The sequence below is a fragment of the Schaalia hyovaginalis genome (assembly GCF_014208035.1).
Taxonomy (GTDB): Bacteria; Actinomycetota; Actinomycetes; order Actinomycetales; family Actinomycetaceae; genus Pauljensenia; species Pauljensenia hyovaginalis.
Genome location: NZ_JACHMK010000001.1, coordinates 2,526,541 through 2,538,908, shown reverse-complemented (window position 1 = coordinate 2,538,908; position 12,368 = coordinate 2,526,541). Strand labels below are relative to the sequence as shown.

General features: G+C 67.0%; 11 protein-coding genes. 8 read left to right on the top strand and 3 right to left on the bottom strand.

Annotation, left to right across the window (positions count from 1 at the left end; all coding sequences use genetic code 11):
* A complete protein-coding gene (gene recR / locus HD592_RS11315; RefSeq protein ID WP_184454202.1) occupies nt 1-597 on the top strand; it encodes a recombination mediator RecR in 597 nt (198 codons plus the stop codon).
* A gap of 43 nt (nt 598-640) precedes the next feature.
* Here recR and HD592_RS11310 read toward each other — a convergent pair whose 3' ends face one another.
* Both HD592_RS11310 and HD592_RS11305 read right to left on the bottom strand, forming a co-directional pair.
* Nucleotides 641-1,357, bottom strand: a complete 717-nt coding sequence (locus HD592_RS11310; protein WP_184454200.1) for a DUF554 domain-containing protein — start codon at nt 1,355-1,357, stop codon at nt 641-643.
* Between the two features lie 89 nt (nt 1,358-1,446).
* On the bottom strand, nt 1,447-1,887 hold the full coding sequence (locus tag HD592_RS11305; protein WP_184454198.1) for a TM2 domain-containing protein: 441 nt from the start codon (nt 1,885-1,887) through the stop codon (nt 1,447-1,449).
* Between the two features lie 179 nt (nt 1,888-2,066).
* Here HD592_RS11305 and HD592_RS11300 point away from each other — a divergent pair, with 179 nt between their 5' ends.
* From HD592_RS11300 to HD592_RS11280, 5 genes are all read left to right on the top strand, one after another.
* Nucleotides 2,067-2,804: a response regulator transcription factor gene (locus tag HD592_RS11300; protein ID WP_184454196.1), complete on the top strand. Its 738-nt coding sequence runs from the start codon at nt 2,067-2,069 to the stop codon at nt 2,802-2,804.
* A complete protein-coding gene (locus tag HD592_RS11295) occupies nt 2,801-4,450 on the top strand; it encodes a sensor histidine kinase (RefSeq protein ID WP_343058808.1) in 1,650 nt (549 codons plus the stop codon). The genes HD592_RS11300 and HD592_RS11295 overlap by 4 nt, the downstream gene beginning before the upstream one ends.
* Before the next feature lie 176 nt (nt 4,451-4,626).
* Nucleotides 4,627-5,619, top strand: coding sequence for an ABC transporter substrate-binding protein (locus tag HD592_RS11290; RefSeq protein ID WP_184454194.1), 993 nt, complete (start codon nt 4,627-4,629; stop codon nt 5,617-5,619).
* 107 nt (nt 5,620-5,726) lie between these two features.
* The gene (locus tag HD592_RS11285) at nt 5,727-6,674 is read left to right on the top strand and encodes an ABC transporter permease (RefSeq protein WP_184454192.1); all 948 of its coding nucleotides are present in this window, start codon (nt 5,727-5,729) and stop codon (nt 6,672-6,674) included.
* On the top strand, nt 6,674-7,474 hold the full coding sequence (locus HD592_RS11280) for an ABC transporter ATP-binding protein (RefSeq protein ID WP_184454190.1): 801 nt from the start codon (nt 6,674-6,676) through the stop codon (nt 7,472-7,474). The genes HD592_RS11285 and HD592_RS11280 overlap by 1 nt, the downstream gene beginning before the upstream one ends.
* 144 nt (nt 7,475-7,618) lie before the next feature.
* Here HD592_RS11280 and HD592_RS11275 read toward each other — a convergent pair whose 3' ends face one another.
* Nucleotides 7,619-8,665: a LacI family DNA-binding transcriptional regulator gene (locus HD592_RS11275; RefSeq protein ID WP_184454188.1), complete on the bottom strand. Its 1,047-nt coding sequence runs from the start codon at nt 8,663-8,665 to the stop codon at nt 7,619-7,621.
* Nucleotides 8,666-8,883: 218 nt separating this feature from the next.
* Between HD592_RS11275 and HD592_RS11270 the strand changes: the two genes are divergently transcribed.
* A complete protein-coding gene (locus HD592_RS11270; RefSeq protein WP_246430025.1) occupies nt 8,884-11,883 on the top strand; it encodes a glycoside hydrolase family 2 TIM barrel-domain containing protein in 3,000 nt (999 codons plus the stop codon).
* Nucleotides 11,880-12,341 (top strand): NanQ anomerase/TabA/YiaL family protein, encoded by a 462-nt coding sequence (locus HD592_RS11265; protein WP_184454184.1) that lies wholly within the window; start codon nt 11,880-11,882, stop codon nt 12,339-12,341. Before HD592_RS11270 ends, HD592_RS11265 begins: the two co-directional genes overlap by 4 nt.
* The last annotated feature ends 27 nt before the right edge of the window (nt 12,342-12,368 follow it).

The window sequence follows — 12,368 nt, the reverse complement described above, 5'->3', positions numbered from 1 at the left end:
GTGTACGAAGGTGCGCTTCAAGACCTCATCGATGAATTCGGCCGTCTGCCGGGGATCGGCCCGAAGTCGGCGCAGCGCATGGCGATGCACGTGCTCGATTCCGAACCGGAGGACGTCGAGCGACTCGTCGAGGCGATCAAGGCGGTGCGCAAACGCGTGAGGCACTGCGCGATCTGCGGGAACCTCACCGAGGAGGAGAGCTGCGTGATCTGCCGGGATGAACGTCGGGATCCGAGTGTCATCTGCGTCGTGCAAGAGCCCAAGGACATCCAGGCGATCGAGGGATCGCGCGTGTTCGCGGGACGCTACCACGTGCTCGGCGGCGTCATCGATCCGATTCACGGTGTCGGGCCCGACCAGCTGCGCATCCGCCAGCTCCTGTCGCGCCTCCAGGACGACCGGATCCAGGAGGTCATCGTGGCGACGAACCCGAATGTCGAGGGCGAGGCGACTGCCGCGTACCTCGCGCGCACTCTGGGGACGATCGGCATTACGACCTCGCGGCTCGCGATGGGCCTGCCGATGGGCGGCGACCTCGAGTACGCCGACTCGATCACCCTGGGCAGGGCCCTGGAGGGTCGCCGCTCGATGGCCTGAGCGCTCCGGGGGAGCGGTGCTGCCTGAGCACAGCGGGGGAGCGCTAGACGAAGGCCCACGCGACGGCGATGACCAGTGCGGGCAGGAGATTCGCGACCTTCACCTTCGGTCCGAAGAGGAGATTGATCCCGACGCCGCAGATGAGGACGTTCCCGACGAGGGAGAGGTTGTCGAGCGCAGGAGCGGTGAGAATCGGCCGCAGCAGCGCGGCGAAGACGGAGATCGCGCCCTGGAAGAGCCCGACGGCTAGGGCGGAGAAGAGCGCCCCGCGCCCGAAGGCCGTCGCCATCATCATGACGATGATGAGGTCGAGCACCGCTTTCGAATAGAGGATCGACGGGTTGAGGAGGAGGACGTCCTCGATCGCGCCGACGACCGCCATCGCCCCGACGCATACGGTGAGGGAGGCCGTGACGAAGCCCTCGACGAATCGCGGGTCGCGGGCGTTGCCCGTCTTCGTCTTCAGCCATTCGCCGAAGTCGCAGAAGCGGCGGTCGATGTCGATGACGCCTCCGATGAGGGCGCCGAGCGCAAGGGAGGCGAGCATCATCGTCGTCCCGCGCGTCCCGCTCGCGCCGTCGGCGCCGAGGGCGAGGAGCCGGGAGAGCGATCCGGCGAGGCCGAGGAAGATCACGATGAGCCCGGACGCGCCGAGCAGTGTCTCCTTCAGGCGTTCCGGGAGGTAGCGCCCGAAGACGAGCCCGCCGAGGCCTCCGGCGATGATCGCGACGACGTTGACGATGGTTCCCAGGCCGGGCATCGACCCTCCTTGTGCGGTGAGGCTTCTCGCGTGACTCCGCCCTCGTCCGGTGGGGGACGAGGGCGGAAGGTCTTACTCGGGGAAGCGGGTCAGTCGGTGAGCTCGATTCCTTGCGCGTCCTGGTGCCACGGGGTGCCGGGCCTGGAGACAAGGATGAGGATGCCTTCGATGAAGCCCCAGAGTCCGCCGAGTCCGAAGGTCACGATGGTGACGATGATCTGGACGACGGCGCGGGTCGTCTTCCCGAGGTAGAAATTGTGGATGCCGATGGACCCGAGGAGGATTCCGAGCAGGCCCGCGACGATCTTCGACTTGGGCGCGTAGCCCATGGGCGCGGCGTAGGCGGGCTGCCCGTAGGCCTGCTGGGCGTATGCGGCCTGGTCGTAACCCGGCTGCTGTCCGTAGGCCTGCTGCTGGGCGTAGGGATCCTGGGCGTAGGGCTGTCCGTAGGCCTGCTGGGCCTGCGCGTTCTCCGCTGAAGGCTCCTCGGGCTGGCCGTAGGGGTTGGTCGGGTAAGGGGGATTCGACATGCTGTCCTCTTCCTGGGCGAGCCGGGTGAATCGGGTTGCGCATGAGCGCGAGAAGGGAATGACGCCCGTCCTGGAAGCCAGCGTAGTCGAAGCGATCGGGAGGACGCGGGAATGTCCTCCTAGCGGATTCACAGCTTCGCCTCACGCGCGCGACAGCGATCTGATGGAAGATTCGAGGAATGGCCCCCGCTCTGGATTCTTCTTTCGTCCGCTCGGACGCCACCCCCGTTCGGATTCTCGTCGTGGATGACGAGGCGGTCCTCGCCGAACTGCTCGGCGCGGCGCTGCGCCATCAGGGCTGGCAGACCCGCACCGCCTCGAACGGTTGGGAGGCTCTGGATCTCGTTGAGGAGTACGATCCCGACCTCGTCGTCCTCGACATCCAGATGCCGGGACTGGACGGCATGGAGACCCTGGACCGCCTGCGGAAGAAGCGGCCGCGGCTGCCGGTCCTCTTCCTCACCGCGCGCGACGCCCTCGCGGATCGCGTCGCCGGACTGCGCGCCGGCGCCGATGACTACGTGACGAAGCCTTTCGACCTGGACGAGGTGGCGGCCAGGATCGACGCGCTCTTGCGCCGTGCGGGGATGTCGACCCTCTCGGCGTCGCACGTCCTGAGGGTCGGGGACCTCTCACTTGACGAGGACTCGCATGATGTGGAGCGGGCGGGTGAGCCGATCGCCCTCACGAACACGGAGTTCGAGCTGCTGAGGTACCTCATGGAGAACCCGAACGTCGTGCTCTCGAAGTCGCAGATCCTCGATCGCGTCTGGTCCTACGACTTCGGCGGTCAGGCGAATGTCGTGGAGCTCTACATCTCCTACCTGCGCAAGAAGATCGAAGCCGGGCGGACGCCGATGATCCACACCGTCCGCGGCGCCGGTTACATGCTGCGTCCGGGTGAGGACGCGAGGTGAGCCTCCTGAGGGCCCGTGCGCCGGAGCCCGAAGAGGCGTCGCGCTCCCCGAGGCGGGCGAGGCCCGAGAAGAGGGCCCGATCCATGGCGACCCGGCTGACCGTCGTCCTCGCCCTCGTCGTCTTCGCGGCGGTGGTTCTCGTCGTCGCCTCCTCGGCGATGGCGATGCGCTCCTGGATGTTCCACCAGATGGATCGGAGTCTGGAGGAGACCCTGGTCCGCGTGGAGCACGCGGACGGGGCCGCCGACGCCCTGTCCCTCCCGGCGGAGAGGACGGACGCGCCGCTCAAGGATCCGGAGGGGCGTTTTCGGGACGGCGCTCCCCCGGGGTTGGGCGGGCCGGGTTCCGCCGAGGGCGAGCTGCAGGTCGTGGAGCGCGACGGCCTGGTGTTTTCGGGGATCGTCAAGGATTTCGCGATCACCAGCCTGTCTGAGAAGAACCTTCAGATTCTCAGGTCGGTGCGCGCCGATCATCGGGGAATGAGCGTGGATCTGGACGGCCTGGGCAGGTACTGGGTGCGTGCGAAGGAGTCGGCTGACGGGACGCGGATCGTGGTCGGGCAGTCGACCGGGCAGATCGATCGCACGACCGTCGTCTCGACGGGATTGGGCCTCGGCCTCGGAGCGGTCGTCGCCCTCGGCGCCGTCTTCGCGGGTCGCAGGTGGATCTCGAGGGAGATGGCCCCCCTTGCGAGGGTGGCGGCGACGGCTCGGGGCATCGCCGATTCCGACCTCGGAGCGGGAGAGATCGAGCCGCTCAGCAGGGTGGGCGCCGAGGACGCGCGCGCGGGCACTGAGGTGGGTGATGTCGGGCAGGCGCTCAACACGATGATCGACAACGTCGAGTCGGCACTGACGGCGCGGGCGGTGTCCGAGTCGAAGCTCCGTCAGTTCGTCGCGGACGCCTCGCACGAGTTGAGGACTCCGCTCGCCTCGATCCAGGGGTACACGCAGCTGCTCCAGCGGGATTCGATCGAGTCCGGCCTCGCCCTGTCGAGGATCGCTTCGGAGTCGTCGCGCATGTCGGGTCTTGTGGAGGATCTGCTGCTCCTGGCCCGTCTGGATGCGGGGCGCGAGCTCGGATCGTCGCCGGTCGACCTCGTGCCGCTCGCGATCGACACGGTTTCGGATGCGCACGCCGCCGGTCCCGACCACGTGTGGGCGCTCGAGTTGCCCGAGGCGGGCGATGGCGAGGATCTTCTCGGCTGTGAGCTGGCTGGGGATGAGGCTGCGCTCCGCCAGGTCTTCGCGAATCTCGTGAGCAATGCGCGGGTGCATACGCCCGCGGGCACGCGCGTCGTCATCTCCGTCGGCCGGATGCCGGTGGACGAGGACGATGTGCAGGTCGATCGGAAGGGGAACCGGAGTTGGCGCAAGGGGAGCGGGCCCGCGGGTTCGGTGTTCCTGCGGGTCGCCGATTCAGGTCCGGGCATCCCCGAAGAGCTGCGCGCAACGGTGTTCGATCGTTTCGTTCGCGGCGATTCGTCACGGACGAGGGCGGCCTCGCCCGGCGGAGGGGGCTCGTCGGGGCTGGGGCTGTCGATCGTCTCTTCGATCACCGATGCCCTGAACGGGCGGGTCGAGATGGAGACCGGGGATGGCGGGACGAGTTTCACGGCGGTGTTCCCGCGTTTGGTCGAGGTGTAGGGCCCGTTCTTCCGGTTCCGAGGGCGGGGGCGGTCCCGCATTGTGGGACGAATACGGACCCTCGGTGTTCACGAAGCGAACACTTCCTTCTCAGTATTCGTCACTCTGGCTAGCGTCGAGGAAGTGACGCCGACTCACCGTCGGCGCAAGACCCACGAAAACGCCGGAGGCCATCCATGAAGCGCTCCTTCTTCCTCGCCGCGACCGCAAGCGCGGCCGCCCTGCTCCTCGGGGCCTGCTCGGCCTCCGTTTCGGACTCGGCCGCCTCCGGCGCCCCCGCCGGGGGCGAGGGCTTCAGCATCGGCATCACCCAGATCACGACCCACCCCTCCCTCGACGCCGCCCGCGAGGGCTTCAAGAAGGCCTTCGAGGATGCGGGCCTCGAGGTGAAGTTCGACGAGCAGAACGCCCAGGGCGATCAGGCGACCGCCACCTCCATCGCCTCGAAGTTCGCCGGAGCCGACCTCGACCTCGTCCTGGCGATCGCGACGCCCTCGGCCCAGGCCGCCGCCCAGGCGATCACCGGCACGCCGATCCTCTTCACCGCCGTCACCGACCCGGTGTCCGCCCAGCTCGTCGACTCCCTCGACAAGCCTGGCTCGAACGTCACGGGCACCACCGACATGAACCCCGTCGCCGACCAGATCTCCCTGGTCAAGCAGTTCGCCCCCGGGGCCAAGACCGTCGGCATCATCTACTCCTCCGGCGAGGTGAACTCCGAGGTCCAGGTCGAACTCGCCAAGGAGGCCGCCGGCAAGGAGGGCCTCGAGGTCGTTGAGACCACGGTGACGAACTCCTCCGAAGTCCAGCAGGCCGCCCAGGACCTCGCCTCCAAGGTCGATGCGATCTACGTGCCGACCGACAACACGGTCGTGTCCGCCTTCGCCTCGGTCGTCCAGTCCGCTGAGGACGCGAAGATCCCCCTCATCGCCGGCGAGGGCGACTCGGTCGCCAACGGCGGCCTGGCGACCTACGGCATCGACTACTTCGAGCTCGGGCGCCAGACCGGCGAAATGGCGATCAAGATCCTCACCGAGGGCGCCGACCCGGCCTCGCTCCCCGTCGAGTCCCAGAGCGAGTACCAGCTCACCGTCAACACCACGACCCTGAAGGCGATCGGCCTGGAGATGCCGACTGCCCTGGCCGACAAGGCCGTCGCCGTCGAGTGATCCCGGCGCGTTCAGAACCGGCGCCCCGCCCTCGTCACCCGCGAGGGCGGACGCTCCGCGCAAGGGCCCGCTGACCCGGGCCGCGCATCCGCAACGAAGGAAGACCAGTGCTCACAGCCCTCGACCTTGGCCTCATCTACGGCCTCATGGCGCTCGGCGTGTACCTCACGTTCCGCGTCCTCGACATCGCCGACCTGACGGTCGACTCGTCCTTCACGACGGGAGCCGCAGTCGCCGCCGTCATGATCACCGCGGGCCAGAACCCCTGGCTCGCCACGATCTGCGGCTTCCTCGCGGGCTGCGCGGCCGGGGCGATCACGGGCGTCCTGCACGTGAACGCCGGGATCCACCCGCTGCTCGCCGGCATCCTCACGCAGATCGGCCTCTACTCGATCAACCTGCGGATCCTCGGCAAGGCGAACGTGCCGCTCCTGCGCGGCGTCGACACGGTCCTCACGCCGCTGCGCGATGCGGGCCTCGTGGGCACCTGGGTCTCAATCGGCCTCTTCGCCCTCTTCATCGCCCTGGTCACCACTGCTTTCAACTGGTTCTTGTCCACGCAGATCGGTCTGGGCATGCGGGCCACCGGCGACAATGAGGGCATGGCGCGCGCTCAGGGCGTCCCCACGGGCACGATGAAGATCGTCGGCCTGGCCCTGTCGAACGGCCTCGTCGCCGCCTCGGGCGCCTTCATCGCCCAGTACCAGGGCTACGCCGACATCTCGATGGGCATCGGCCTCATCGTCGCCGGCCTCGCCTCGGTCATCATCGGGACCGCCCTCATCGGCTCGCGCGGAGTGTGGGTGACCTCCCTCTTCGTCGTCATCGGGTCGATCGCCTACCGCGTCATCATCCAGCTCGCCCTGGGCGTGGAGTTCCTTGAGGCCAATGACATGAAGCTCATCTCGGCGATCATCGTCTTCCTCGCCCTCATGATCCCCCGCGTTGGCGTCTTCTCGAGGATCAGGGAGCGCCGTCGCGCCAAGACCCTGGTGCACGAGCCGGACATCACGCACACCCCCGAAGAGCGCGACAACGAAAAGGTGGTCCTGTGATGCTCGAGATCGAGGCCGTTACCAAGACCTTCTTCCGCGGAACCGTCAACGAGCGCACCGCATTGCGCGACGTTTCCCTCACCCTGGAGGCCGGCGACTTCGTCACGATCATCGGGTCGAACGGCGCGGGCAAGTCGACCCTGCTCAACATCGTGTCGGGGCGCTATCAGGCCGACATCGGGCGCGTGACGATCGACGGCAAGGACGTGACGAAGCTGCCCGACTACGCGGTCTCCCGGTATGTGGCGCGCGTCTTCCAGGACCCGATGGCGGGCACCGCTCCGCACCTGTCGATCGAGGAGAACCTGGCCCTCGCCTGGTCGCGGGGCAAGCGGCGCACCTTGGGCGCCGCGTTGACGGCGAAGAGGCGCCAGATGTTCCGCGAAGTCCTCGCGCCGCTCGAGCAGGGCCTCGAGGATCGGCTCACCGCGAAGGTGGGCCTGCTGTCGGGCGGTCAGCGCCAGGCTCTCTCGCTCACGATGGCGACCTTCTCGGGCCCGAAGGTGCTGCTCCTGGACGAGCACACCGCCGCCCTCGATCCTGCGCGCGCCGCGCTCATCACCGAGTTGACGCGCTCGGCCGTCGAGCGACAGCGCCTGACGACCCTCATGGTCACGCACAACATGGAGCAGGCCCTGTCGATGGGCAACAGGCTCATCATGATGCACGAGGGCCGGATCATCTTCGAGCTGTCCGGTGAGGCGAAGAAGAACGCCACCGTCGAGTCGCTGCTCGAGGAGTTCGACAAGCTGCGCGGCGAGGGCGGGGCGGGGCTGTCCGATCGGACGCTGCTGGCCTGACCGGAGGCTGGAGTCCGAGCGGAGGCCGCCCGCCTGAGTCTTGCTGCTCGCCCGACCGGAGGCTGGAGTCCGAGCCCTTCGGGTGCTGGTCGGGACGGGCGGGGCGGAGCGTATGAGGATGCTCCGCGCCCTTCAATCGGAGGTTCAGGCCGATTGCCGTTCGCGAAGGAGGGTGGGGAGGATCTCCGTCCGGCTCGCTCCGCCCTCGATCATCTCGAGCGCGATCGCGCATGCGACGGCCCCCTGCTCGTGCATGGGCTGGGCGATGGTCGTGATCGTCGGTGCGGCGTTGATGGCGGAGGGGTCGTCGTCGTACCCGATGACGGCGACTTCTCGCGGCACGTCGAGTCCCGCCTCGTGGAGCACTTCGATCACTCCCCGTGCGATCCGGTCCGAGCCTGCCAGAACCGCGTCGAATTCGAGGTGCCGGCTCAGGAGGTCCGTCATCGCGGCGCGCCCGTCGGCGACGCCCCAGCCTCCCCAACGCGTGCGGGCGTGATCGAGATCGGGGAAGACCTCCGTGTAGCCGATGTAGCGGTCTTGGGCGGCTTGCTGACTGGGCGTGCCGAGGACTGCGAGCGGCTTCTTGCGCCCCTTGCTCTTGAGATGCTCGGCGGCCGTGCGCCCTCCGACCCGGTCGTCCGAGTAGACGAAGGAGAATCTTCCCGCGGATTCGAATCGCGCGTCCTGTCCGCAGATGATGACGGGGATCTGCTCGTGGAGGAGGCTGACGAGGAGGCCCTGATCGGTCCACGGCGACAGGTGGATCACCGCATCGACCGTTCTGCTCGTGATGAGGCGCAGCGCCTTCGCCTGTTCCTCCGGGGTCGCGGTCGGCAGCAGTATCGGTGCGATCTCGGTCGACCCGAGGGTGTCGGTGATGCCTTGGAGGATCCGCGCGAAGGTCGGATCTGCGAAGAAGGTCGCCAGGGGTTCGGAGACGACGACGGCGAAGGCGTCCGCTCGACCGGTCGCGAGTGAACGCGCTGAGGCCTTCGCCGAGTACGAGAGGAGATCGACGGCCGCTCGGACGCGATCGGCCGTTTCACGTGAAACGGGGTAGTTGCCCGCGAGGACGCGGGAGACCGTCGCCTTCGAGACTCCGGCCGCCTCCGCGACATCGCGGATCGTTGCTCGCCTGCTCAGGTCGTCCTCCTCGGCTTCTTCGAAGTTCCCTCCCTTGGGGCTCATTGTTGCAGACCTGTGGCGAGGGCGAGTCCCGCGCGAAGAGGTTGACAACCGGTTTCTATTGATCGATCATCTGTTTATCTGGCTATAGAGACCGGTTTCTCTATTCGATGTCGATCGACGACAGGAATGCGATGAGGCGACACAACCCCTGGGAAGATCACAGGACCCCGTCCGCTGGGCGGCTTCCCGCCCATGCCCACTTCGTCCCCTATGCCACCTTGGACGAAGCGAGATCCGCGGCGGAGCGCCGCGTGCTCGGCATCGATCGAGAGCGGAGCCGCGGATATCGGAACCTGTCGGGAACATGGGGATTCGCCCTCTTCGACTCGCCGAAACGAGTCCCCGAAACCCTCCTCACGGCCTTCGACCCCTCCCTCGATCAGGTCGAGATCCCCCATCTGTGGCAAATGGACGGGTACGGAGCCCTTCAGTACACGGACGAGGCCTACCCCTTCCCGGTCGACCCGCCCTACGTCCCCTCGAAGAACCCGACGGGCCTGTACCAGCGCCGCATCACCCTTGAGGCGATCGATCCCGACGCGCACTACATCCTCCGTTTCGAGGGCGTCGAATCGTATTTCGAAGTCTTCGTCAACGGCCGCAAGCTCGGATTCTCCAAAGGGTCGCGCCTCACCGCCGAATTCGATGCCTCCGACGCCCTGACCGCGGGGGACAACCTGCTGAGCGTCCTCGTGTGCCAGTTCAGCGACGGCACGTACATCGAGGACCAGGACATGTGGTGGGCCTCCGGCATCTTCCGTGAAGTCAGCCTGCTCGAACGCCCTCGTCGAAGGATCGAGGACTTCTTCGTCACGACCGCCATGAGCGACGAACACTCGGCTGCGGAACTCTCACTGACCTGCACCCTCGCACCCTCTCATGGCGACATGCGCCTGTCCTGCGCCATCCTCGACATCGAGTCGGGAGGACGGAGCGTCTTCGACAAGACGGTGGAAGTGACGCAAGAGGGGAGCGCCTCCTTCACGGCCCGGATCGAGGGGATCCGGTGGTGGAATCCGGAGCGCCCGAGCGTCTACGCCCTGATACTCGCCCTGCACCCGGCCGACTCCGGCATCGAAGAGGCGAGCGAAGTCATCGCCCATCCCCTCGGCTTCAGGGACGTCCGGATCGAGAACGGGCGCCTCCTGCTCAACGGGCGCTACTTCAAGATGCACGGGGTCAATCGGCACGATCACGATCCTGAACGCGGTCGTGCGGTCGATGTCCGGACCATCGACCGTGATCTGCGGATGATGAAGGCCCATCACATCAACGCCGTCAGGACCTCGCACTATCCGAATGATCCGCGTTTCTACGCGATGTGCGACTACCTCGGCCTCATGGTCCTGGCCGAAACCGACCTCGAGAGCCACGGCTTCGTCAACGTCGGCAAGATCGAACAGCTGACGGACGATCCTCAGTGGGGCCGGGCCTACGTCGATCGCATCGAGAGGCACGTCCTCGCTCAGCGCAACCACGCGTCGATCGTGATGTGGTCCCTCGGCAACGAATCGGGATTCGGCTGCAACATCCGCGCGATGTACGAACGCTGCAAAGAACTCGACCCGACGCGCCCCGTCCACTACGAGGAGGACCGCAACGCCGAGGTCGTCGACGTCATTTCGACGATGTACTCGAGGGTCTCCCAGATGCACGACTTCGGCGAGTACCCCCATCCCAAGCCCAGGATCCTCTGCGAGTACGGGCACGCGATGGGCAACGGGCCGGGTGGACTGTCCGAGTACCAGAAGGTCATCGATTCCCACGAGCACATCCAGGGCCACTTCATCTGGGAATGGATCGATCACGGCATCCGGGTCGTCAACGATGAGGGCGGAGCCTCCTACCGATACGGCGGCGACTTCGCAGACGAGCCGAACAACGGGAACTTCTGCATCGACGGCCTCGTCTTCCCCTGGAGGGAGCCGAGTCCCGGACTGCGCGAGTACGCCTCCGTCATCGCCCCCCTGGGGTTCACCCTCGACTCCGACGATCTCATCATCACCTCGAGACGATGGTTCGAAGCCCTTGAAGACGTCGAGCTCGAACTCGAGTGCATGGTCGACGGCAGGAGCGCGCGGACGGAAGTGATCGCCTGCCCCGCCCTCGGCCCCGGGGACTCCCATCGCCTCAGCGTCGCAGGCCTCATCGAGGACGCCAGGGGCCGGGCGGAGTCGAGCCTCGACGAGCACCTCGGCACCCATGAACTGCGTCTGGCGGTGCGAGCGCGTTCGACCGTCCCGACTCCGAGCACTGAGGCGGGTCATCTCCTCGGACAGGCCGACTTCCTCATCGAGGCGTGGCGGGCGGATCGCGCGGACGAGCGCCCTTCGGCCCCTCAGGGGATCGAGACGCACGTCGAGGGCGATGAGCTGCACGTCATCACCGGTCGGCAGCACGCGATCTTCGATCTCATCGACGGCTCCCTGCGCTCACTCAGCAGAGGGGGGCGCGAAATCCTCGATTCAGGGCCCCGCCTCGCCTTCTGGCACGCGCTCATCGACAATCACGCCCAGGAGTTCGACGCGCTGTGGAAGCCGCGCCTCCTTCATCTCCTCCAGGAGTCCGTCCGTTCGGCGCAGTGGAGGCACGAGGGCGAATGCGTCGAAATCGACGTGAGAACGACGATCGCCCCGCCCGGACTCGACATCGGCATGCGGTGCCGCTACCTCTGGCGGATCGAGCCGGGAGGCGGACTCGCCCTGACGGTCTCGGGCGACCCCTACGGCGACTACTCGGACATCATCCCGAGGATCGGGCTGCGCATGTCCCTCCCCTCCCGCTTCTCCGCCGTGTCCTACATCGGCCGCGGGCCCGAGGAGAACTACCCCGACTCGTGCCGGGCGAACCTGCACGGCTCCTATTCGACGACGGTCCCGCAGATGACGACCCCCTACGTGAGGCCCCAGGACATGGGCAACCGGACGGAGGTCCGATCCCTCAGCCTGACCGACGAGACGGGCACGGGCCTTCGCGTCCTCGCGGATCCGGACGCCTTCTGCTTCAGAGCGCTGCCCTATTCGGACGCTCAACTCGACCGTGCGCGCCACCTCGACGAACTCGAAGCCGAGGAGTCGTGCGAACTCAACATCGACTTCGAACTCCTCGGCCTCGGCTCCAATTCCTGGGGATCGGAGGTCCTCGACTCCTACAGGGTCCGCTGGCGGGCCTTCGAGCACAGAATCATCTTCCAGACCGCCGAGGAGGCCGCCGAATGAGACTCTTCGACACTCTCGAAGCCGCCGAACGGGAACTAGCGGGCGACACGAAATGGGACCGCGTCTTCCAGGCGATCGCCCTCGCGGACTCCCTCCCCGCCGGTGTGGCCTACTCGGTCGGCGACACCCTGACCTGGCGCCTCCTCACGGCAGACGACGCCGATGCGCACGCCATCAAGCGTCGTCGCTATGCGCGCGTCCTGTTCTGCAAGGAGGGGTCGGCGCAGATCGATCACGCCGAAGCGGGGCGCACGCACAGACCGTACTCCGACCTCGACGACAGGGAGGAGGTCAAACTCGGATCCGAGGATGAGGAGGGCGTCGCCTCGACGACGATCCAGCCCGGACAGCTCATCTGCTTCGCGATCAACGAGGCATCGAGAATCCGGCCCGCAGCGGGATTCAGCGGAGTCCTCCTCAACGTCACCGTCGAAGGACGTTCATTCGCCAACAAGTAAGCCACTCGAATACCCGAAGGATCGAAG